This is a genomic window from Asaia sp. W19, from assembly GCF_003994335.1.
Lineage (GTDB): Bacteria > Pseudomonadota > Alphaproteobacteria > Acetobacterales > Acetobacteraceae > Asaia.
Genome location: NZ_PNQZ01000019.1, coordinates 226468 through 248183, shown reverse-complemented (window position 1 = coordinate 248183; position 21716 = coordinate 226468). Strand labels below are relative to the sequence as shown.

Here is a 21716-nt window from a genome sequence, read left to right as displayed (position 1 = left end):
CCTCACGCCTCTCTTCCCGTCCGGTTGTCGAAATGGCACCTGCTGCCGTGCCACGTCATGTTGCTGTGATCATGGACGGCAACGGGCGCTGGGCGAAGGCGCGGGGCAAGCCCGTTGTCATGGGGCATCGCGCCGGCGCCGAGGCGGTGCGTCGCTGCGTCAAGGCGGCACTGAGCACGGGCATACGCTTTCTGACTCTCTATGCCTTTTCCTCAGAGAACTGGAAGCGCAACACGGGAGAGGTGGCCGACCTCACCTCCCTGCTGCGCTTTTATCTGCGCCACAAGGTTGCGGAACTGCACGAGCAGAACGTGCGTCTCGAATTCATCGGCGATCTGACGCGGTTCGATGACGGGTTGTGTGCGGAGATCGACCGGGCCCGTACCCTCACGGCGCGGAACGGGCGCATGACGCTCATCCTCGCTCTGTCCTATGGTGCCCGACAGGATATGGTCATGGCAGCCAGAAGGCTGGCCGAGGCGGCGATGCGTGGAGAAATCGACCCTGCCAGAGTGACGGAGGAAGAGTTCGGAGATCTGTTGCAGACTTCGGCTTTTCCTGACCCTGATCTGATCGTGCGGACGAGTGGCGAGCAGCGCCTGTCCAATTTCCTGCTTTGGGAATCGGCCTATACGGAACTCGCTTTCGTTGATGTGTTGTGGCCCGATTTTGATGAGTCCCATTTTGCGGCATTGATCGCCGATTATGCCGGGCGGGAGCGCCGCTTCGGCAAGCGTCCTGACCCGGATGGCGCCCTGTGACCAGCAAGTCACCCAATCCGCGCTGGTCGGACCTCAGGCTGCGTCTCGTTTCCGCTGCGGTCATCGTGCCGATCGCGTTGGCCTGTATACTGGCCGGAGGGTTGGTCTATCGGGTCATGGTTCTGCTGGTCAGCATCGGTCTTGTCTATGAGGGCATCCCCATGGCGGGGCTAAGCTGGAGCCGCAATGCACCGGGCCGCTGGCGGCTGGGGCTGTTGCTCGTCTGGCCGGTGATTTCCCTCCTGGCCGCGATGAAGGGTGAATGGCGCGCTGCCCTCGCTCTTCCCCTGTTGGCGGGTATATTCGGGCGTGCACAATGGCTCTGCGTTGCGGTGGCAAGCATGGGCGGTCTGTCGCTGCTATGGCTGCGCGAGCAGCCGCCTGCGGACTGGTTGCCTGTACTTTTCGTCATCCTCGTAGTGATCGCGAGTGATAGCGGGGCCTATATTGCCGGACGGATCTTCGGGGGAGCGAAACTTGCGCCAAGTATCTCGCCGGGCAAAACGCGCTCGGGCGCGGTCGGCGGGCTGATTGCTGCAGGCCTTGCTGGCTTGTTCGTGGCGTGGGGCTCCGGGCATGGCGCGCTTACTTTGGGCGCTTTCTGGGGCGTGGTACTAGGATGCGTTGCGCAGACGGGTGATCTGGCGGAAAGCGCTGCCAAACGTCGCGTGGGGATCAAGGATTCCGGTTGGCTCATACCAGGGCATGGTGGTTTGCTCGATCGGTTTGACGGGCTCCTGGCTGCGGCGCCGCTCGCCGCTCTGATTTCTCTCGCTGTTCCCGGCCGTGTGTTCTGGTCCGCATCGCTTGTGGATTGCGCGCATGCGCTTACGCGACCCTTCTTTCTTTCCTAACACGACTCTTTTTTGTTGATCTGGAGTATCCTGGGATCATGACCTCCTCTCCCCGCAGCATTACCGTTCTCGGCAGCACTGGCAGTATCGGCTGCTCGACGATCGATCTTCTGCTGGCCGAGCCGACGCGATTCCAGGTTCGTGCGCTTGTCGGTGGCCGCAACGTCGCGCTTCTGGCCGAACAGGCACGCTCGCTGCGCGCTGAACTCGCTGTCATCAACGATGAGACGCTGCTGGGCGAACTCAAGGCGCGCCTGCACGGGAGCAATGTTCGAGTGGCCGGCGGGCGTCAGGCGGTGATCGAGGCGGCCGGTATGGAGGCCGACTGGACCATGGCCGCCATCACAGGTGCCGCCGGATTGGAGCCGACTCTGGCCGCCACGCGCAATGGCCGGTCGATTGCCTTGGCCAATAAGGAAGCGCTGGTCAGTGCGGGCGATGTCATGTTGCGCGAGGTCGCCGCTGCTGGCGCGACCCTACTGCCCGTAGATTCCGAACATAACGCGATCTTCCAGAGCCTGACAGGAAGCCCCATCGAGAGCGTCGAGAAGATCATTCTCACGGCCTCGGGCGGCCCTTTCCGCTGCGCCTCTATAGAAACCATGCGCGCGGCGACGCCAGAGCACGCGCTCAAGCATCCTACCTGGAGCATGGGTGCCAAGATTACCATTGATTCGGCCTCTATGGCCAATAAGGGTCTTGAAGTGATCGAGGCGGCTCGAATTTTCGGCCTGACGAATGATCAGATCGACGTGCTGATCCATCCGCAATCTGCTGTTCATGGTCTCGTGCAGTTCCGGGATGGCAGCCTCATCGCGCAGATGGGCGCGCCTGACATGCGCGTGCCGATTGCCAGCACGCTGGCCTGGCCCGATCGCATGCAGACCAATTCCCCGCGCCTTGATCTGGCCGCGTTGGCGCGCCTGGATTTCGAGGCGCCGGACGAGGTGAGATTCCCCGCGCTCCGCCTCGCGCGTGAGGCACTTTGCGCCGGTGCGGCCTCGCCCACGATCTTCTCGGCTGCCAATGAAATTGCCGTCGAGGCTTTCCTGAACCGCCGTATCGGCTTTCTCGGGATTGGCGACACGATCGCCTATGCCATGGACAAGCTCGGAGCGCCTGCGCTCGATACGCTGGATGATGTCCTCCACTGGGATGGTGAGGCGCGTCGCGTCGCCGAGATTTTCGTCGCGCGTGAGCGCAGCAATTCCCAGAACAGCGCGGAGACACTTCATGCATGAATTTGCAGTGACGATTCTTGCCTTCGCCCTCATCTTGGGCGTGCTCGTATTCGTGCATGAGATGGGCCATTACCTGGCGGCTCGCTGGCGCGGGGTGAAGGTTGATACATTCTCCATAGGGTTCGGTCCGGCGCTTTACCGCTGGCATGACCGAACCGGAACGGAGTGGCGCGTTGCCGCCATCCCGCTGGGGGGCTACGTCAAGCCGCACGGGTTCGAAGACCCCGAGGACGCGACCCCAGAGCAAAAGGCTTCCTGGGTTTCTGGCCAGACCTTTCATGACAAGCCGGTTGGCTCTCGAATGCTGGTCATCGTCATGGGGCCGGTATTCAACTTCATCTTTGCGATCCTGCTCTTCACCGTGCTCTACGTGTCAGTCGGTAAGCCGGAGATGAAGAATGAGATCGCGCAGGTCGTGCCGCACAGCGCCGCCGAGCGTGCCGGTTTGCAGAAGGGCGATATCATCACCCGGCTCGGGACGCTTGAGGTATTCAATTTCGCCGATATCCAGGCCCATGCGGTAAAGATGCCCGGCGAGCAGACCACGCTGGGCATTCAGCGCGGATCCCAGACGCTGAACCTGCCCATCACGCTTGATCGCGTGCCAGGCAGGAAGGGTGCGGCGGATACGGGCAGCATCGGCGTCATGGCGGAACTTGTTCCAGGCAAGCCCATGAGCGTCGGTCACGCTGTGACGGCCGGTCTTCATGAGACGTGGGCCGTGTCCGTCCAGACGCTCCAGGGCGTGTGGCAGATCGTCACGGGTCACCGCAGCGCCAAGGAACTGGGCGGTACGATCCGTATCGCACAGCTTTCGGGGCAGGTGGCGCATTACGGGCTTGCGAGCATCCTCTCTTTCATGGCGCTGCTCTCGATCAATCTGGGATTGATCAATCTTTTTCCGATTCCCCTGCTCGACGGGGGGCGGCTGGTTTTTTATGTGGCCGAGGCCGTGCGCGGAAAGCCGGTGTCACGTCGCGTGCAGGAAGTCAGCTATCAGGCGGGCTTCGCAATTATTGCGGCTCTGTTCCTGTTCTCGACCTTCAACGATCTCTCGAATCTCGGTCTGTTCCGCTAGGAAAACGCTCCACCCTCCACTATTTGACACAGAGTGTTACGACACTTCATACGGTGGGGCGCTTGCCTCGAGGGGCATAAGTCGGATACGTCCGATCTGTATGAGCGAAGTCTGGGGCTCTGGCTTCGTTGCGCAAATTTAAATTGTCTGAAATAAACCTTCACGTCGGGTTGATGAAGTTAAGGAACGTCCGTCTTGTCAGGTAAACGTCTCGTTCTCCTTGCTTCGGTCTGCATACTCCCTGTTTGGGCAGGGAAGGCCGAGGCTCAGAAGACCCGCCGTCCGTCTCATCATCACGCCGCCGAGCAGCGTCCCGGCAATGGCCAGGTGATCGAGGCGATTGATGTGAAGGGCAATACCCGCATCGAAACCAGTACCGTGCTGTCCTACATGGTGGTGCAGCCGGGTGACCGTTTCAATCAGGACGATCTCGATCGGTCCCTCAAGACGCTCTACGCGACCGGTTTGTTCAAGGACGTCACGATGCGCCGCTCGGGCGGCACACTCGTGGTTGATCTGGTGGAAAACCCGATCGTCAACCGTATCGCCTTTGAAGGCAATCATGCGGTCAAGGACGAGGATCTGCGCAAGGAAATCAGCATGCGTCCGCGTGCTGTCTTCTCGTCGCAGGCTGCCGCCGCGGACCGCCAGAAACTGCTCGACCTTTACGCATCCAAGGCACGTTTTGGCGCAACGGTAACGCCGCAGATCATCAAATTGTCTCATAACCGCGTCGATGTGATCTTCAAGATCAACGAAGCGCGCCAGACCCTGATCAACAAGGTCGTGTTTGTAGGCAACAAGGCGTTCAGTGAAGCCCGTCTGGCCTCGGTCATCTCGTCAAAAGAAACGGAATGGTACCGCTTCTTCTCGTCTTCCGACGAGTACAACCCCGAGCGCGTGAAATACGATGCAGAATTGCTGCGCCGCTTCTACCTGCATAATGGTTATGTGGACTTCCACATGATCAACGCGACGGGTGAACTTTCCGCCGACCGCAAGAATTTCATTATCACCTTCACCGTTGATGAAGGCCCGCGCTATCGCATTGGCAAGATGGATGTGCGCTCGAGCCTGCGTCACGTCGAGGCAAAGGATCTCAAGCAGTATATCGATCTGTTTCCACATCAGTGGTATGACGGTACAGCGATCCAGAACAATGTGACCGGCATGCAGGAGCGCCTGCAGGCGACAGGCCATCCCTTCGCGATGGTCCGTTCGGAAATCGCGCGTAACCCCGAAAAACACATTGTCGACCTGCTGTTCGATGTGAATGAGGGGCCGCATGTTTATGTCGAGCGCATCGACATCAACGGGAACACAGTCACGAAGGACAAGGTCATCCGTCGGGCGCTGCCAATGGCAGAGGGCGACCCGTACACCCCGTTTGATCGCAAATACTCGAAGGCGGCGCTTCAGGATCTCGGCTATTTCAGCACGGTTTCCGTGGACCAGACACAGGGTTCAGCCCCGGACAAGGTGAACGTCTCCGCCAATGTGGTCGAGAAGCCGACGGGCGAATTCTCTCTGGGCGGTGGCTACTCGACCGACGTGGGTATCCTGGGTAACGGCTCGGTCAAGCAGCACAACCTTCTGGGTACGGGCATGGATGCCGGTATTTCCGGAACGGTGGCGTATTATCAGAAGCAGGTCGATCTCTCATTGACCGATCCTTACTTCCTGAACCGTAACATCGTGGCCGGTATCGATATCTTCGGTATCGAGAATAATTACCAGACGTATCAGTCCTATAAGGAAGGGCGTTATGGTGCGACGCTGCGTATGGGGTATTCGTACAATAACTACCTCTCGCAGTCCTGGAGCTACTCGCTGATCGATCGCCGCGTTGGAAATATCTTCAGCCAGAGCGACATAGCGAGCTATGGCTATGCCTATGTACCGTCCTATTACGTTCAGGACTCCGCCGGCTGGTCGCTGCTTTCGCAGCTGAGCACCACCCTGACCTATGATCGCCGCGACAACCGTATGCGTCCGCGAAAGGGTTATGTACTGAACCTGAGCGGTGATTTCGCCGGTATTGGCGGTGATGTGAAGTATCTGCGCGCCAAGTTCGATGGCCAGTACTACGTCCCGCTCGACTCGGTCACGGGTAATCATGACTGGGGTCTGCAGTTCAAGGGCGGCGTCGGCTATATGGGCGACTGGTCCAAGAGCAGCAATGTAAGCATCATCGATAACTTCTATCTCGGTGGTGAAAACCTGCGCGGCTTCCTCCAGGGCGGTGCGGGTCCGCGTTCGGGTCATATCAACGAGACGACCCCGCAGCCGGGTCAGGAAGATCTGATCGGTGGCCGATTCATCTATACGGCTTCAGCGCAGTTGAACTTCCCGCTGCCGATGGGTGAGGATGTCGGTATATCGGGGCGCTACTTCGTCGATGCCGGTAGCCTTGCGGGGCTGCGCGTCAAGCATCTCTATACGAACGCGGCCACAGACGGGTCTCGGTTCACCCCTGTCACCGGTGATACGCTGACGCCGCGTGTCACGACGGGTCTCGGTATTTCCTGGAAGAGCCCGTTCGGTCTGGTCAATATCGATGCCGCCGTGCCGATCCGCAAATCGCGTAACGACCGTCTCTACCCGATCCGTTTCGGCTTCGGCCAGCAATTCTAATCTCAGCCTTACCGCCTTGCCCCGTTACCCTGCATATCTGATCTCCCCATACAGGGAGGTTCCGTGCAGGGGAGGGTCGTCAACCCGGTCTTGAACAGAGGTTTCCATGTCTTTCTTCTCGGCAGCCCGTTTCATGGCTGCTTCGGCTTTGCTCGCTTCCGTCAGCCTCCCGAGCCTGGCTGAGGCGCAGTCCGCCCCGAATTCCTCCGGCAACGGAGGCTGGTTCGTCCCCAAGACTGCCCAGCCCACAGCAGCGCCCGCCCCCCATCCGGTTCGTCGCGTTCCGGTCGCGCAGCAGCCCATGGCGCAGGAAGCCGACGAGCCGATGCAGCAGCCGGAAACACCGCCCGTTCTGCCGCAGCCGCCTATTCCTGACTCGCCTGACTTGCCCAAGGGCGCACCGCCACCGGCAGCCCTGCTTGGCGTGATCAGCATTCCGACGGTCATGCGCCTGTCCAGCGCCGCCGCCGAAGCGCAGCGCGTGCTCGGCGAGCGTCGTGACAAGCTCGCTGCGGCTGCGCAGAAGGAACAGGCCGGCTGGCGCGCTGAGCAGCAGAAGCTGCAGGAGAGCGCCCGTACGCTGACATCCGAGCAGATCCAGCTGCGTGAGCGGCATCTGCAGGAGCGTCGCGCCAAGGCTCAGCGCGATTTCGCCAATCGGGCGCGCATCATTCAGGAAGCGGCGAATGTGTCGCTCAACCAGATCGAGCGTGAACTGGTGCGTATCGTACGCCAAGTTGCCGCCTCGCACAGCATGAACCTTGTTCTGCATAGCGAGCAGGTCGCCCTGCACGTCGATGGTCAGGATATCACGGAAGAGACGGCAAAGGTCCTGAACAAGGTTCTGCCGCATGTCTTCATTCCAGCCGAAGACGTCGACCCCGAAGTTCTGGCCAAGTCCGGCAAGATGCCCACAACGGCGGACGAGGACACGACCTCCCAGGTCGGGCCCGGACCTGCAGCTCAGCCTGCCCCGGCACAGCCCGCCGAAGCGCCTGCCTCGATCCTTCGGAAGCACTGATCTGTCATGAGCCTGTCTCTCCCTGATGCTCTCCCCGGCGATCCCCGGTTTTTTTATCGTGAGGGCCCGCTTACGGTAGGCGCATTGGCCGAATGTGCCGAGGCGGAGATCGTCGGGCAGGAAGGGGCAGGGGACATCGTGCTGCGTGGCGTGGCACCCTTGCAGGCGGCCACACCGCAGGAAATTAGCTTTCTCGATAATCGCCGTTACCTGCCCCTCCTCGCCGAAACACGAGCAGGCGCGGTTATTCTCGGTCCAGCCTTCAAGGACAAGCTTCCCGAGGGCGTGGTCGGTCTCGTCAGCAAGAGCCCCTATCTCGCCTGGGCGCGTATCGCCGCCCGGTTCCACCCGGTATCGCCTGCAAGGCCAGGCATCCATCCTACGGCGCTTGTGGACGAGACGGCGGTAATTGGTGAGGGTGTGGAAATCGGGGCCTTCGTGACGATCGGCGCCCATGCCGAGATCGGCGCCCATACCGTGCTCGCGCCTCATGCCGCGATCGGTGAGGGCGTGATATTGGGAACCCATAATCGTATTGGCACCCATGTCTCGGTCTCGCACGCCATTCTGGGTGATCGCGTGACGCTCTATCCCGGTGCGCGGATTGGTCAGGATGGGTTCGGCTTTGCGGTCGGACCTGCCGGTTTCGAGACCGTGCCACAACTCGGCCGCGTCGTGCTCGGACATGATGTCGAGATTGGTGCGAATTCCACGATCGACCGCGGCTCGATGCGCGATACGCTGATCGGTGCGGGGACGCGTATCGATAACCTTGTCCAGATCGGGCATAATGCCCAGTTGGGCCGATGCTGTATCGTCGTTTCCCAGGCGGGGATCTCTGGCTCCACGGAGCTGGGGGATTTTGTGACCATCGCGGCGCAGGCCGGGCTGATTGGTCATATCAAGATCGGAGAAAAGGCGCGTATCGGCGCGCAATGTGGCGTTATGTCCGATGTTGAGGCTGGCGCGGATGTGATTGGTAGCCCGGCCATGCCTTTCAGAGAGTTCTTCCGCAATGTCGCTTTTCTGCGGCGCCTGGCCAAAAAGGACGGCAAGGCCGAAGGGTGAGCCTCTCCCCGCAGGCTGTGGTCACGACTACAGAGTTTTGCTAGAAGCGGGCGGACACGTTAAACCTGCCGTCATGTATGGTGACGGATGAGGGAGCCGATGTGATCGGCCTCGCTCAGGAACAAGAAGTGAGCAGAAAATTGGACGCCTCTGCGGAAGAGAAGAACAAGGAAGTGACAGCGCCGACTGATGCGGTTGATATCGAGGCGATCGATATCATGAAGATCATGTCGGCCATCCCGCATCGCTACCCTTTCCTGATGATCGACAAGATGATCGACATCAAGCTTGGTGAATCGGCGACCGGCATTAAGAATGTCACCATCAACGAGCCTTTCTTCACCGGGCATTTTCCGGCGCAGCCGGTCATGCCGGGCGTGCTCATCGTCGAGGCCATGGCCCAGACGGCCGCCACGCTCGTGGTGCTGACATTGGGTGAGGCCTTTGAGGGCAAGCTCGTCTATTTCATGACGATCGAGGGCGCCAAGTTCCGTCGCCCTGTCGGCCCTGGTGATCAGCTGCACATCACGGTCGTCAAGGAGCGCGCACGTGCAAATGTCTGGCGCTTCAAGGGTGTGGCACGCGTTGATGGCGTGTCGGTTGCCGAGGCAACCTTCAGCGCCATGATCATGGGTTAAAAACAGCTTCGTGGATCGTTCCGTGTCAAAATGGCCCAGCACTGTCAGCATACACCCGAGTGCCCTTGTCGCCCCTGAGGCGACTTTGGGCGAGAATGTCATTATCGGACCCTGGTGCTCGGTCGGTCCCGATGTTTCCCTCGGTGAAGGCACTAGGCTTCATGCCAATGTAATCATCGACGGGATTACCGAAATCGGTGCCCATGTCGAGATCTTCCCTTTCGTCACGGTCGGCCTTGCGCCGCAGGACCTCAAATATCGGGGCGAGCCCACGCGTTGCGTGGTTGGCGCCCATACGGTCATCCGCGAGAACGTCACCATTCATCGCGGAACGGCACAGGGCACTGCTCTGACGCGCGTCGGGGCGCATTGTCTGATCATGGCCAATGCCCACGTTGCCCATGACTGCGTCATTGGCGATGGCGTGATCATCGTGAACAACGTCGTCATGGGTGGGCATGTTGAGATCGGTGACGGTGCCCGCATCATGGGCGCCGCGGCATTGCATCAATTCGTTCGCATTGGTCGAGGCGCGCTTGTCGGCGGTGTTTGCGGCGTCGAAGCCGATGTGATTCCCTATGGAAGCGTTCTTGGCAACCGCGCGCGTCTGGTGGGTCTGCACTGGATCTGGCTGCGTCGTCAGGGCGTGAGCGCCGAGGAGATCCAGCAGATGCGCCGGGCTTTCCGTGTGCTTTATCCGCGGACTGGCCGCAATGAGGGGGTTCTCGAGTCCCGCCTCGCCTTGGTCAAGCGCGACTTCGCGGGGAATGCCCGCGTCCAGGAAATCATCGGCTTCATGGAAGCGGAGAGTCGGCGCGGTCTGGTACGCGCCGCAAGCCCGTCGCAGCTCTCGGCTGACACAGAGGGCGTTTAAGCGTGTCCCCTGTCGGTATTCTGGCAGGGGGCGGCCCGCTTCCTTTCCAGGTTGCGGCAGCGGTGCGCGATCAGGGGGGCGAGGTCTTCATTGTCGGGTTTCAGGACTTTGTCGACCAGGCCCAGATCGCTCACTGGCCGCATAGGATCATCCGTCTCGCGGCTGCCGGTGAGATTCTCTCCTCACTGCGAGACGCCGGATGCCGCGATATCGTCCTGATCGGACCGGTGCGTCGTCCTGCCCTGCGTGATCTACGCCCCGATGCCGAGGGCGCCCGGCTTCTGGCGCGCGTCGGACGTGCTCTCTTCTCAGGGGATGACGGTCTCCTCGGAGCTCTGGTGCGCATATTCGGCGAAGAGGGCTTCCGGGTGAGGGGAGCCCATGAGTTTCTGACGCGCTCTCTCGGACGCCCCGGACCACAGGGCAGCATCCATCCCGACGCCCAGGCCCGCGCAGATATGAAACGGGGTATCGCAGTGGTGCGTGGCCTGGGTGCACTCGATATCGGTCAGGGGTGCGTGGTGCAGGATAATCTTGTTCTGGCGGTCGAGGCGATCGAGGGGACGGATGCGATGCTGGCCCGCGTGGCCCGTTTGCGTCAGCCCGGACCGGGCGGTGTTCTGGTCAAGATGCTCAAGCCGGGTCAGGAAAAGCGCGCGGACATGCCCACTATTGGCCCCCAGACCGTCAGAAACGCTGCCGAGGCAGGTTTACGCGGAATCGCCTTTGAAACCGGGGGGACACTTCTGACCGATCCGGCAGCCTGCGAGGCAACCGCCGACCAGTCCGGATTGTTTCTCTATGGTCTGAGCAGCGCCGATTGGCAGGACGTTGACTGACCTCTGACCCTATCGTTTTTCGGAGAAAACTCATGGCAAGCTATCTGCACACGATGGTTCGCGTTCGCGACCTCGACAAGAGTGTCGCCTTCTACAAGGTGCTCGGCATGCGCGAGATCCGTCGCCGTGAAGTGCCCGACGGGCGCTACACGCTCGTCTATATGGGCTTCAATGATAATGCCCATGGCGAGGCCGAAATCGAACTGACCTATAACTGGGATCAGGAAGGTCCTTACGAAATCGGCAGCGGTTTCGGTCATTTCGCGGTTGGCGTTCCCGATGCCGCTCGTACGGTCGAGACGATCCGCAGCGCCGGGGGCAAGGTGACGCGAGAGGCGGGGCCGGTAAAATTCGGCACCACGATCATTGCTTTCGTGGAAGACCCCGATGGCTACAAGATCGAGATCATTCAGAAAGACACATTCTGACCGAGACTTGAAACCCCGCTCCTGCTACTGGCAGGAGCGGGCTCTCTCAGGAAAGCAGCGTGCTCAGCCACCCTGCTTCGACCGCTTAAGGCGTTCGGTTGCCTTGTCCAGCGCCGATATGATTGCCGTTGCATGACGCCGGACTGTCTCATCCTTGCTCGTGCTCAGCATGTCAGCGGCCAGAAGGGCAGTCGCCAGGTCGTTGCGCAGGGCGTGACGCAGGGTCTTCAGTCTCATTTCTGCATCGGAAAGCGACACGTCATCACGTGACGTCATGGCTGGACTCCTTGATTTGATTGACAGCGCAGTTCCGGGCCCGTAAAAGCCCGCGCACAGAGGAAGATGGCGTCAGCCTTGTGTCGTCTTCTTGTCGGGGTGAGGCTTGCGTGCTCCACCATCATTCATTGTCTGAGGAATGACGCCATGAAGCGTACATATCAACCGTCCAAGCTCGTCCGCAAGCGTCGTCACGGCTTCCGTGCCCGCATGGAAACCGTTGGTGGCCGTCGCGTCATCAACAACCGTCGCGCCAAGGGCCGCAAGAAGCTTTCGGCCTGATTCCGATTTGACGGGCCTGCCTCAGAAGCTCCGGAAGAGACCCGAGTTCCTTCGGATCGCCAGCCGGGGGCGCAAGGTAGCGACTTCAGGTCTCGTGCTTCAGGTGCTGAAGACCGAAGAAGACGCTCCGGCCCGTGTCGGCTATACCGTGACCAAAAAAGTCGGGAACGCTGTCGTGCGTAACCGCACCCGCCGCCGCCTTCGGGCGGCGTTGGCACATGTGGCGCATGAGACTGAGTTGAACGCTGTTGATCTGGTTCTGATCGGGCGCGATTCGACCCGGGGTCGCCCTTTCGACAAGCTGATCGCCGATTTGCAGCACGCCCTGAAGAAAGGGCAGGCTCTGTGATCGGCCTGGGCAGAAAGCTCGTTCTTTCCTGCCTTCTCACGCTGTTGTACCTATATCGGCGATATATCAGTCCCCAGCTTGGTACGAATTGTCGCTTCCACCCTTCCTGCAGCGCCTACGCGCAGGAAGCCTTGCAGCGACATGGGGTATTGAGGGGGCTGTGGTTTACGCTGCGCCGTGTGCTGCGTTGCCATCCCTATTGCAGTGGGGGCTACGACCCTGTGCCCTGAGGTCAGAAAACGCGTTATTCTGCCTCGCCCTATTGTTTTGTGGCCGAAATTCGGTCACTTCAACGGCTGCACTCGTGGCTCGCCGCTCAAGGCGGCGCCTTATTGTTTCATCCTCATGGAAAGACCGGCATTCGGCTGATGGATATCAAGCGCATCCTCGTGGCAACCAGTCTCTCGGCCGCGATCTTGATCGGTTTCGATTATTTCGTGCCCCAGCACGCTAAGAAAGACGCCGAGACCCAGACCACCGAGCAGACAAAGGGCAAGACGCCCGAGGCAGGCAAGGTCTCGCCCTTGCCTGTGGCCGCACCCGGTGGCGCGCCAGCCAATGGAGCAGCGGTTCCAAGCGGACCGGCCGGGCGTATCGCCATTGAGGGGCCGGATGCCACGGGATCTTTCAGCCTGCGCGGCGCGCGTTTCGATAATCTGGTGCTGACGCATTATTTCGAGACACTCGACAAGAATTCGCCGCTGGTACGTTTGCTTGAGACCCAGGAAGGCCCTCAGCCGAGCTTCGTCGAGTTGGGCTGGCAGGCTCCGGCCGGCTCGACCATCAAGCTGCCTGACGCGGATACCGACTGGTCGAGCGACGACAAGACGCTCTCCCCCGACCATCCCGTGTCCATGCAATGGGACAATGGCCAGGGGCTGCTTTTCCGAATCCAGATCAAGCTCGACCGGCGCTACCTGTTTGCAATCACCCAGAGTGTCGAGAACAAGGCGGGTGCTCCGGTCGCCCTGACACCCTTTCAGCGTGTCGAGCGTGATTACAAGCCGGTCGAAACCGGTGGCATGATCGTGCAGGAAGGTCCGCTATCGGTCACGAATGACCGACTGGATGAGGAATCCTACAAGACCATGCGCAAGGGCGCGGCCAAACCGGATAATACGGCGTGGTCGGCAGATGGCGTAGGCGGCTGGGCCGGTATTACCGATAAATACTGGCTGACAGCCGTCATTCCCGACCAGAAAGCGGGCGTAACGGTACGCTATCGCTTTGTGCCGAATGCCAAGGAGGGGTCATACATCGTCGACACGCTTGCAAGCCAGCCGATCCAGATCGCGCCGGGCTCGAGCGTTGCCACGACAAGCATGGTCTTCGCCGGTGCGAAGGAGGTCAATCTCCTCGATCAGTATACCGACGATCTGCATATTCCCTATTTCTACAAGGCGGTGGATTTTGGCTGGTTTGCGTTCCTGACGCGCCCGATGTTCCATGTGCTGCACTGGCTCTACAGTCATGTCGGCAATTTCGGCATCGCGCTGCTGATCATGACGCTGATCATCAAGCTCATCCTGTACCCGCTGGCCACAAAATCCTTTGCGTCCATGGCGCGTATGCGCACGCTTGCGCCACGCATCCAGTCCATTCGCGAGCATAACAAGGGCGACCAGCTGGCCCAGAACCAGCAGATCATGGCGCTCTACAAGGAAGAGGGCGTGAACCCGGCCGGTGGCTGTTTGCCTCTGCTGGTTCAGGCGCCTGTCGCGTTCTGTCTGTACAAGGTGCTGAACATCACCATCGAGATGCGTCACGCACCCTTTTATGGCTGGATCCGCGATCTCTCCGCGCCCGATCCGACCACACTCTTCAACCTGTTCGGTCTTCTGCCCTTCAGCACGGGTTTCATGCCTGAAATGCTGCATGTAGGCGTCTGGCCCATTCTCTTCGGTATCACCATCTGGCTGATGCAGCGTCAGAGTATGGTCAGCATGGACCCCGCCCAGCAGAAGATCATGCAGTTCATGCCGATCATCTACACCGTCTTCCTGGGGCGTCTCTCGGCGGGTATCGTGATCTATTACACCTGGAACAATATCCTCAGCTATGGTCAGCAGAAGCTGATCCAGATGCAGATCGATCGTGGCCAGAAGAAAGGCGGAAAGGCCGTCAGCAAGTCGTGAGCCAGAAAGAAGATCCGACTGTTTTCACGGAAGAGCAGGTTGAAGAGGGACGCCTGCTCTTCGCGTCAGAATGCGAGTTCTTCTTTGGCGCGCAGAAGCTTGAGCAATTGCCGCCGCTCGCCGGGCCCGAAGTTGCTTTCGCGGGACGCTCCAATGTCGGCAAGTCCAGCCTGATCAATGCACTTACGGGGCGCAACAGGCTTGCCCGTGCGTCATCCGAACCCGGACGCACGAAGCAGCTCAACTTCTTCAATCTCGGTGGACGCCTCGCACTGGTCGACATGCCGGGCTACGGCTTCGCCAAGGCGGCGAAATCGGTCAAGGAAGAATGGCAGACAATGATGTTTGCCTATCTGCGCGGCCGCCCGACGCTCACGCGCGTCTTTCTGCTGCTGGATTCCCGTATCGAGCTGAAGCAGGCAGATCGCGACGTGATGGAGATGCTTGATCGCGCCGCTGTGCTGTTTCAGGTGGTGCTGACGAAGGCGGATTCGGTAGGGCCAAACAAGCTCAAGGCGAAGATCGCCGAGGTTGAGAGCGTGTTGTCAAAACATGCGGCCGCCTATCCGCATATTGCCACGACCAGCAGCGAAACCGGGCTGGGTATCGAGACATTGCGCGCCGAAATTGCCCGGCTCATTGCCGGATCGATCGGGGAAGGGGAGCAAGGGTGAAGAAGGACACATCGGAGCTGACGCTCCCTGACACGCATGATGAAGGCCAGCAGCAGGCCGCCCTGCTTGCAAGCGCCCTGCCTTTTCTGCGCCGCTATGCCGGTGATACGATCGTCGTGAAATATGGCGGTAATGCCATGAGCAAGGATCACCTATCGAGCGCCTTTGGCCGTGATATTGCGCTTCTCAAGCTCGTGGGGATCAATCCCATCGTCGTGCACGGTGGCGGGCCGCAGATCAGCGCGATGCTCAAGCGTCTTGCGATCGACTCCCGCTTCGTCGACGGGCTGCGTGTGACCGATCAGGCCGCAATCGACGTGATCGAGATGGTACTCTCCGGCAGCGTCAATAAACAGGTGGCTGATCTGATCAATCGTGCAGGCGCGCTCGCTGTCGGTATCTCCGGCAAGGATGGCGGGCTCCTGCAGGCGCGCAAGCTGATGCATCGCAGCCGGGACTCCCGCTCGGGTGAGGAAGCCCTTCAAGATCTCGGTTTCGTCGGGGAGCCCGTCAAGATCGACCCGCGTGTCCTGTTCTCGCTGCTCGGCTCCGGCCTTATTCCGGTCATCGCCCCCGTCGGGGTCGGCGAGAAGGGCGAGACCTATAACATCAATGCCGATACGGCGGCGGGTGCCATTGCAGGAAGCGTAAATGCCTCGCGCCTGCTCATGCTGACCGATGTCGCAGGGGTGCTCGATGAAAATGGCGTCCTGATTCCTGAACTGACGGCCGAGGAAGCGCAGCGCCGTATTGCTGACGGGTCGATTTCAGGGGGCATGATCCCGAAGGTTGAAACCTGCCTCGCCGCCGTCAAGGCAGGCGCACGGGCCGCAGTCATCATGGATGGCCGTATTCCCCATGCCTGCCTGCTTGAGCTTTTCACAAGCAAGGGCTCCGGCACGCTGATCCGAGCCTCGTAACCGAGGCCTCCATTCGCAGGCTAAGGCCTGCGAATGGAGGAATACCAAATCCGGGCGCCTCTGGCGCAACGCTCAGGCGTTTTCGTGAGCGAAATACCAGTCCATGTTTTCTTCATGAGCGATCGAGAGCGCCAGTCTGGCGCGCTCGAAGAATGTCTCCAGCGTGTCATGGGACTGAGGCTCGCGGGTAACGAGCCCGATCTTGACCGAGACCAGGGGATTGGATCCCGCCGAGCACATATAGCGACGTTTGCAGATCAGTTCTGCCCGCTCGACCGAGGCAAACCGATCCCCCCCGTCCAGCCATAGAATATAGGACTCACGATCCAGTTGACCGATCAGATCGGTTGGCCTGATGGCGCGTTGCAGAAAATTGATGGCATCGCGTACATGCGCGATCTGCTCGACGGCCTCTTCCGCGGCCCCGGCCCCGTGCTGGGCCTGAAGCAGACCGGAAAAACTCACCAGCATCAGCGTCGCGGGCAGGTTCTCATGGTCAAGGCGTGCAAAGCGTCGTTCGACCCGGTCCTTGAAGAGCGACCAGACGGGGAGGTGGGTCAGGGGATCGAAGGGCAGCGCACGCAGGAGCACGCGATAGCGATGATCGACCTCGATCATGGCCGCAGCCGTCCGCACCAGCGTGCCTATGACGCGCTTGCACGCTTCCGCGGAATGTTTGGGGAACTGGGGGGGGAAATAGACGAATATGCCGATTTCACCCTGATGGCGGACCTCGTTGATCGCCCGCAGGCTGATATGCGTATCAATACGGTTACCGCCCATCTCGATCTGGGCTTTCTCCTGCTGGATGGGCCAGGTATGGAGAATCTTGAGCTGCGGTTCGGGGGGCGGCGGCACCTGAAGCGGACCGGAGCTGATGAGAATGCCGCGCTCGGGCTGCGTCGTTGCGCAGAACTCCTCAAACGCGCATCTGAGCCCGTCCGAAACCGAAATCGCCGATCGCAGGGTCTCCAGCAGGGAGTTCGAGAGATCCTCTTCCCATCGACGCAGCGTGGCTCGATTTCGCGTAGGCCAGTTTGTTCTGCTTCGTCCCGACAACCCCCTCATGAGCGCATGCACGGTTTTCGTCAGCAATGCGGTCATCGTGCGTTTCCTGAGAACATAAAAGAAGAGGAGTCTCGACAGGATAGGAGTGCGCTTCGCGTCGGACGGGTCCGGTGAGAGTCAGGCAGAGGATAGGGTATGAAATTTAATTACTCCTTAACGTCATCGGGATGGAAGATTCGTTGACTTCCGGAAGCGTCCTGAGCATGGTCCGCTCACCTGAGTAACCCTGTTGAAGGATGGCTGATAATGCCTGTTTCCGATCTGCGCACCGTGATCGACTCCCTGTGGGAGCGTCGTGATACGCTCAATGCTCACACGGAAGGTGAGGCGCGCGAGGCGATCGAACAGGCTCTGACATCCCTCGATGAAGGCAAGCTCCGTGTGGCCGAGCCCGGTGAAAATGGCTGGGTGGTGCATGAGTGGCTGAAAAAGGCCGTCCTGCTCTCCTTCCGTATCACCGATAGCCGTGTGGCCGAGCGCGGCTGCGGTGGGGTTCCGGGTTTCGACAAGGTGCCGCTGAAGTTCGATGGCTGGGACCAGTTCCGTTTTGCCGAGGCCGGGTTCCGTGCGGTGCCGGGCGCGATTGTCCGTCGTTCGGCCTATATCGCACCGGGCGTTGTGCTGATGCCCAGCTTCGTCAATGTCGGCGCCCGCGTCGATAGTGGCACGATGGTCGATACCTGGGCCACGGTTGGCTCCTGCGCCCAGATCGGCAAGAACGTGCATATCAGCGGCGGTGCCGGTATCGGCGGTGTGCTCGAGCCGCTTCAGGCAGCTCCCGTGATCATCGAGGATGATTGCTTCATCGGCGCGCGCTCTGAAGTGGCCGAGGGCGTGGTGGTCGAACGCGGCTCTGTACTGTCGATGGGCGTGTTCATCGGGGCTTCCACGAAGATCGTGGATCGTGCAACCGGCGAGATCTTCATGGGCCGCGTTCCGGCCTATTCTGTGGTCGTACCCGGCACACTGCCCGGTCGCACTCCTGACGCGCCGCATCTGGCCTGCGCCGTGATCGTCAAGCGCGTCGATGAGCGTACGCGTTCCAAGACCTCGATCAACGAATTGCTGCGCGACTGATCGTGTCGATCGACGTCGTTTCCCTGGCGGAGCAGCTCATCGCCTGTCGCTCCGTCACCCCGGCCGATGATGGGGCCATGGCCCTGCTGACGCGCACCCTGGCGGGGCTCGGTTTTTCTGTCGAGCGGGTCGATTCCGGCCCGGAGGGTGCCCAGACGCCCAACCTCTTTGCCAGAATGGGCGAGAGCGGTCCGCATCTGTGTTTCGCCGGTCATACGGATGTCGTCCCCCCCGGTCCGGGCTGGGTGCATGATCCGTTTGGTGCCCAGCGCGCAGGGGGCATGCTGTATGGACGGGGCGTTGCCGATATGAAGGGTGGCATTGCCGCTTTCATCGCGGCAGTATCGGCCCTTCAGGCCGACCGCCCACTCAAGGGGGTGGTCAGCCTTCTGATTACGGGAGACGAGGAAGGCCCGGCGCTGCACGGTACCAAGATTGTCCTGCCATGGATGGAGAAGAGGGGGCATATCCCCGATTTCTGCCTGCTGGGCGAGCCCACCAACCCCGATGCCTTGGGCGAGGTGATCAAGATCGGCCGACGCGGCAGCCTGAACGCGCTCATCACGGTCGATGGCGTGCAAGGCCATGTGGCTTATCCTCACCTGGCCGATAATCCGATCCATCGCCTGCTGCCGGCCCTGAGCGTTCTGACCACGCGCGTGCTGGATGAGGGTAACGCCCATTTCGCACCGTCATCGCTTCAGGTGGTGAGCGTGGATGTAGGGAATACGGCGACCAATGTGATTCCGAGCCGCGCGACCGCGCAGCTCAATATCCGCTTCAATACCGAGCATCGCGGTGAGGATCTCGTGGCGTGGATCAAAGCGGTTGTTGCCGAGCACGCCCCTGAGGGCCACGTCGAGGCGAGTATCAGCGGTGAAGCCTTTCTGACGGAGCCGGGCCCTGCGGTGCACGCGCTCGCATCGGTGGTGGCGTGTCACACCGGACGCGAGCCGCGTCTCGACACGGGTGGCGGCACGTCCGATGCCCGCTTTATCGCCGCGTATTGTCCCGTGGCGGAATTCGGTCTGGTTGGGGCGACCATGCATAAGGCGGATGAATGTGTGGCCATTGCTGATCTGCAGGCACTGACCCTGATCTATCGCGACTATCTAGAGGCATTCGGATTGTGAATTCCGGCTCTTCCAAACAGAATGAAACTCCCGCTGCGGCGGCCGCGCGTATCATGCGCGGGGTGATGCAGCTTGGCCGTGGCGACAAACAGGGTATCGACGCATTCCGCAATACGCCCGAGGCGTTGCTCGCTGCCATCGCGCCCAGTGCGGCCCTGTTTATCGTCCTTGCGCTTTCCGAGTTCGTGCAAGGCTATAATGCGGTCGAGATCACCAAAATTCTGATCTTGGTGACCGCATTGCTGACCCGCCTGGTCGTATCTCAGCTCATGGCGCGCTTCTGGTCTCGTGAGGCGGTCTGGCCGCGTTATGCCACGGCGCTTCTCTGGAGCAGCTGGCTCCCGATGGTGCTCTCCCTTATCGTGCTCTGCGTGATGCAGATCATCATGCCGGGGATGGCGACGTCGCGCTCTGCCCTCGCCGGTGTCATGATCGGCGTGGAACTCTATGAACTCTGGCTGGCCTGGTTTGTCGCTCGTGCAGGGTTGGAGATCACGGGGGGCAAGGCCGCGCTTTTGGTCGTTCTGATCAACGTTGCCGTTGCCGCGCTTTACCTGATCGCGGCTCTTTTGCCGCCGCATTACAACGCGCTGAAGGAAATCATGGGCCCTTTGCCCAAGCCGTGATGGGGCGCGTCTTCGCCTGAATGCCGCAGCAAGGTTGTCGGGTCAGACGAAGGGGTCGCTTTCATACCCGACGGCGACGAGGCAGAGACCTTCCGACGGGGCGGTCGGTCCCGCCTGACGCCGGTCGCAGGCGTCGAGCACCTCTCGCAGTCGTTCGACAGGCCATTGCCCGCTGCCGATCATCTGCAGTGATCCTGCGAGGTTACGCACCTGATGATGCAGGAATGAGCGAGCCTGCACATCGATATGCAGAGAGAGCCCTTCTCTCGTCACATCCAGAACATCGAGGGTCCGGATGGGGCTGCTCGCCTGGCAAGAGGCGGCCCGGAAGGACGAGAAATCATGCCGGCCCAGCAGGCTTTGTGCTGCCTCATGCATCAATACCTCATCGAGCGGTCGCCTCACATGCCAGACATGATCGGCATCCAGTACCGGGCGTGTCGGCCGGTTCAGGATAGTGTAGCGATAGCGGCGCCAGATCGCCGAGAACCGGGCATGCCAGCCCTCCGGCGCCGCAGCAGCAGCGAGCACGGCGACACGATGTGGCTTGAGATGGAAGCTGATCCCGTCTCGGATCTGTCGGGCGTCGAGCCTGTCCTGTTCGGGCAGGTCGAGCTGAACCACCATGGCCGAGGCATGAACCCCCGCATCGGTGCGCCCCGCAGTGGCGCTCATGACAGGCGCATCGCCAACCAGTTTGGAGGCAGCTTCTTCCAGCAATTGCTGAACGGAGAGGCCGTTCTCCTGCCTCTGCCAGCCGACCAGACCGGTCCCGTCATATTCGATCTTCAGCGCCCAGCGGCGATAGCCCGGGGCGGGGCCGTCATGAACCAAGGATCGATCCTCTGGTCACGGGCGTGCCACGCAGATAATCCGTGGCCTTCATCATTGCCTTGCCCGGACGCTGCAGAGTCAGGATCTGCAATGCCCCTTCGCCGCAGGCAATTGTCAGGGCGTCATCGAGCACCGTTCCGGGCGGGAACGGGGACGTGGCAGAAACGAGGCGTGCCTGGCCGATCTTGAGCACCACGCCATCCTGCGTGGTGAAGGCCCCGGGCCAGGGCGTGAGCCCCCGTATCTGACGGTCGATGACCACTGCTGGTTTGGACCAGTCGATGCGCCCGCTTTCGCGCGTCAGGCGCTCGGCATAGGTTACGCCGTCACCCGGCTGGGGCGTGGGGATGAACGGTCGGCGCAGGGTCTCGATCAGTAACTCTGCACCGAGATAGGAGAGACGATCATGGAGAGTGGCAGCGGTTTCATCGGGACCGAGATCGACGGCGGCTTCGGCCAACACGTCGCCCGTATCGAGCCCGGCATCCATCTGCATGATCGCGACACCGCTACGCGCGTCGCCTGCGAGCAGGGCGGACTGAATGGGGGAGGCCCCCCGCCAGCGCGGCAGCAGGCTGGCATGAATGTTCAGGCAGCCTTTTTTGGGGGCGTCGAGCATGCGTTGAGGCAGGATAAGCCCATAGGCGACCACGATGGCGATATCGGCCTCGATCGCCTCGAAAAAGGCCAGCTCTTCCTCATTATTTCTCACGCGCATGGGCGTGCGCACGACGATGTTTGCGCGCTCTGCGGCATTCTGGACCGGAGAGGCACGCAGAGCCTTGCCCCGCCCAGCCGGGCGGGGCGGCTGGGTATAGACTGCCACGATCTCGTGCCCATCGGCCCGAAGCGCCTCGAAGACCGGCACGGAGAAGTCCGGCGTCCCCATGAAGACCACGCGCATGA

At 60.9% G+C, this 21716-nt stretch carries 24 protein-coding genes; 20 read left to right on the top strand and 4 right to left on the bottom strand.

The window, feature by feature from the left end; all coding sequences use genetic code 11:
- The first annotated feature begins 32 nt into the window (after nt 1–32).
- From uppS to gloA, 11 genes are all read left to right on the top strand, one after another.
- Complete coding sequence (uppS, locus tag C0V97_RS05345) at nt 33–761, top strand: polyprenyl diphosphate synthase (protein ID WP_127101541.1); 729 nt, start codon at nt 33–35, stop codon at nt 759–761.
- Nucleotides 758–1615, top strand: coding sequence for a phosphatidate cytidylyltransferase (locus tag C0V97_RS05340; RefSeq protein ID WP_127101404.1), 858 nt, complete (start codon nt 758–760; stop codon nt 1613–1615). The genes uppS and C0V97_RS05340 overlap by 4 nt, the downstream gene beginning before the upstream one ends.
- A 38-nt stretch (nt 1616–1653) precedes the next feature.
- Entirely contained in the window at nt 1654–2856 is a 1203-nt protein-coding gene (gene dxr, locus C0V97_RS05335; protein ID WP_127101402.1) for a 1-deoxy-D-xylulose-5-phosphate reductoisomerase, read from the top strand.
- Nucleotides 2849–3934, top strand: a complete 1086-nt coding sequence (rseP, locus tag C0V97_RS05330; RefSeq protein WP_127101401.1) for an RIP metalloprotease RseP — start codon at nt 2849–2851, stop codon at nt 3932–3934. Before dxr ends, rseP begins: the two co-directional genes overlap by 8 nt.
- Before the next feature lie 195 nt (nt 3935–4129).
- Nucleotides 4130–6568, top strand: a complete 2439-nt coding sequence (bamA, locus tag C0V97_RS05325; protein WP_127101399.1) for an outer membrane protein assembly factor BamA — start codon at nt 4130–4132, stop codon at nt 6566–6568.
- A 106-nt stretch (nt 6569–6674) separates the two neighbouring features.
- A complete protein-coding gene (locus tag C0V97_RS05320) occupies nt 6675–7589 on the top strand; it encodes an OmpH family outer membrane protein (protein WP_127101397.1) in 915 nt (304 codons plus the stop codon).
- 6 nt (nt 7590–7595) lie between these two features.
- The gene (lpxD, locus tag C0V97_RS05315) at nt 7596–8657 is read left to right on the top strand and encodes a UDP-3-O-(3-hydroxymyristoyl)glucosamine N-acyltransferase (protein WP_127101395.1); all 1062 of its coding nucleotides are present in this window, start codon (nt 7596–7598) and stop codon (nt 8655–8657) included.
- A 218-nt stretch (nt 8658–8875) separates the two neighbouring features.
- Nucleotides 8876–9295: a 3-hydroxyacyl-ACP dehydratase FabZ gene (fabZ, locus tag C0V97_RS05310; RefSeq protein WP_127101539.1), complete on the top strand. Its 420-nt coding sequence runs from the start codon at nt 8876–8878 to the stop codon at nt 9293–9295.
- Between the two features lie 22 nt (nt 9296–9317).
- Nucleotides 9318–10169 (top strand): acyl-ACP--UDP-N-acetylglucosamine O-acyltransferase, encoded by an 852-nt coding sequence (gene lpxA / locus C0V97_RS05305; RefSeq protein WP_127101393.1) that lies wholly within the window; start codon nt 9318–9320, stop codon nt 10167–10169.
- A 2-nt stretch (nt 10170–10171) separates the two neighbouring features.
- The gene (locus tag C0V97_RS05300) at nt 10172–11008 is read left to right on the top strand and encodes an LpxI family protein (protein WP_127101391.1); all 837 of its coding nucleotides are present in this window, start codon (nt 10172–10174) and stop codon (nt 11006–11008) included.
- Nucleotides 11009–11040: 32 nt separating this feature from the next.
- A complete protein-coding gene (gene gloA / locus C0V97_RS05295; protein WP_127101389.1) occupies nt 11041–11436 on the top strand; it encodes a lactoylglutathione lyase in 396 nt (131 codons plus the stop codon).
- A gap of 63 nt (nt 11437–11499) precedes the next feature.
- On the opposite strand, the gene C0V97_RS05290 is transcribed toward gloA, so the two are convergent.
- Nucleotides 11500–11712 carry a hypothetical protein gene (locus C0V97_RS05290; RefSeq protein ID WP_127101387.1) on the bottom strand — a complete coding sequence of 71 codons (213 nt, stop codon included), beginning with the start codon at nt 11710–11712 and terminating at the stop codon, nt 11500–11502.
- A 147-nt stretch (nt 11713–11859) separates the two neighbouring features.
- On the opposite strand from C0V97_RS05290, the gene rpmH reads away from it, so the two are divergent.
- From rpmH to argB, 6 genes are all read left to right on the top strand, one after another.
- Nucleotides 11860–11994, top strand: coding sequence for a 50S ribosomal protein L34 (rpmH, locus tag C0V97_RS05285; protein WP_023978518.1), 135 nt, complete (start codon nt 11860–11862; stop codon nt 11992–11994).
- Between the two features lie 7 nt (nt 11995–12001).
- Complete coding sequence (rnpA, locus tag C0V97_RS05280) at nt 12002–12343, top strand: ribonuclease P protein component (protein WP_127101385.1); 342 nt, start codon at nt 12002–12004, stop codon at nt 12341–12343.
- Nucleotides 12340–12573, top strand: coding sequence for a membrane protein insertion efficiency factor YidD (yidD, locus tag C0V97_RS05275; protein ID WP_233581982.1), 234 nt, complete (start codon nt 12340–12342; stop codon nt 12571–12573). Before rnpA ends, yidD begins: the two co-directional genes overlap by 4 nt.
- A gap of 138 nt (nt 12574–12711) precedes the next feature.
- On the top strand, nt 12712–14478 hold the full coding sequence (gene yidC, locus C0V97_RS05270) for a membrane protein insertase YidC (RefSeq protein ID WP_127101383.1): 1767 nt from the start codon (nt 12712–12714) through the stop codon (nt 14476–14478).
- Nucleotides 14475–15152, top strand: coding sequence for a ribosome biogenesis GTP-binding protein YihA/YsxC (yihA, locus tag C0V97_RS05265; RefSeq protein WP_127101381.1), 678 nt, complete (start codon nt 14475–14477; stop codon nt 15150–15152). Before yidC ends, yihA begins: the two co-directional genes overlap by 4 nt.
- Entirely contained in the window at nt 15149–16072 is a 924-nt protein-coding gene (argB, locus tag C0V97_RS05260; protein WP_233581981.1) for an acetylglutamate kinase, read from the top strand. The genes yihA and argB overlap by 4 nt, the downstream gene beginning before the upstream one ends.
- Before the next feature lie 72 nt (nt 16073–16144).
- On the opposite strand, the gene C0V97_RS05255 is transcribed toward argB, so the two are convergent.
- Nucleotides 16145–17176 carry a GGDEF domain-containing protein gene (locus C0V97_RS05255; RefSeq protein ID WP_127101379.1) on the bottom strand — a complete coding sequence of 344 codons (1032 nt, stop codon included), beginning with the start codon at nt 17174–17176 and terminating at the stop codon, nt 16145–16147.
- Between the two features lie 210 nt (nt 17177–17386).
- Here C0V97_RS05255 and dapD point away from each other — a divergent pair, with 210 nt between their 5' ends.
- The 3 genes from dapD to C0V97_RS05240 are packed head-to-tail and all read left to right on the top strand — an operon-like array spanning nt 17387 to nt 19976.
- The gene (gene dapD / locus C0V97_RS05250) at nt 17387–18217 is read left to right on the top strand and encodes a 2,3,4,5-tetrahydropyridine-2,6-dicarboxylate N-succinyltransferase (protein ID WP_127101377.1); all 831 of its coding nucleotides are present in this window, start codon (nt 17387–17389) and stop codon (nt 18215–18217) included.
- Nucleotides 18218–18219: 2 nt separating this feature from the next.
- The gene (gene dapE, locus C0V97_RS05245) at nt 18220–19350 is read left to right on the top strand and encodes a succinyl-diaminopimelate desuccinylase (RefSeq protein WP_233581980.1); all 1131 of its coding nucleotides are present in this window, start codon (nt 18220–18222) and stop codon (nt 19348–19350) included.
- Nucleotides 19347–19976 carry a hypothetical protein gene (locus C0V97_RS05240; RefSeq protein ID WP_127101373.1) on the top strand — a complete coding sequence of 210 codons (630 nt, stop codon included), beginning with the start codon at nt 19347–19349 and terminating at the stop codon, nt 19974–19976. Before dapE ends, C0V97_RS05240 begins: the two co-directional genes overlap by 4 nt.
- A 42-nt stretch (nt 19977–20018) precedes the next feature.
- On the opposite strand, the gene truA is transcribed toward C0V97_RS05240, so the two are convergent.
- A complete protein-coding gene (gene truA / locus C0V97_RS05235) occupies nt 20019–20810 on the bottom strand; it encodes a tRNA pseudouridine(38-40) synthase TruA (RefSeq protein ID WP_127101371.1) in 792 nt (263 codons plus the stop codon).
- The gene (gene fmt / locus C0V97_RS05230) at nt 20800–21714 is read right to left on the bottom strand and encodes a methionyl-tRNA formyltransferase (RefSeq protein WP_127101369.1); all 915 of its coding nucleotides are present in this window, start codon (nt 21712–21714) and stop codon (nt 20800–20802) included. The genes truA and fmt overlap by 11 nt, the downstream gene beginning before the upstream one ends.
- Nucleotides 21715–21716 lie beyond the last annotated feature (2 nt).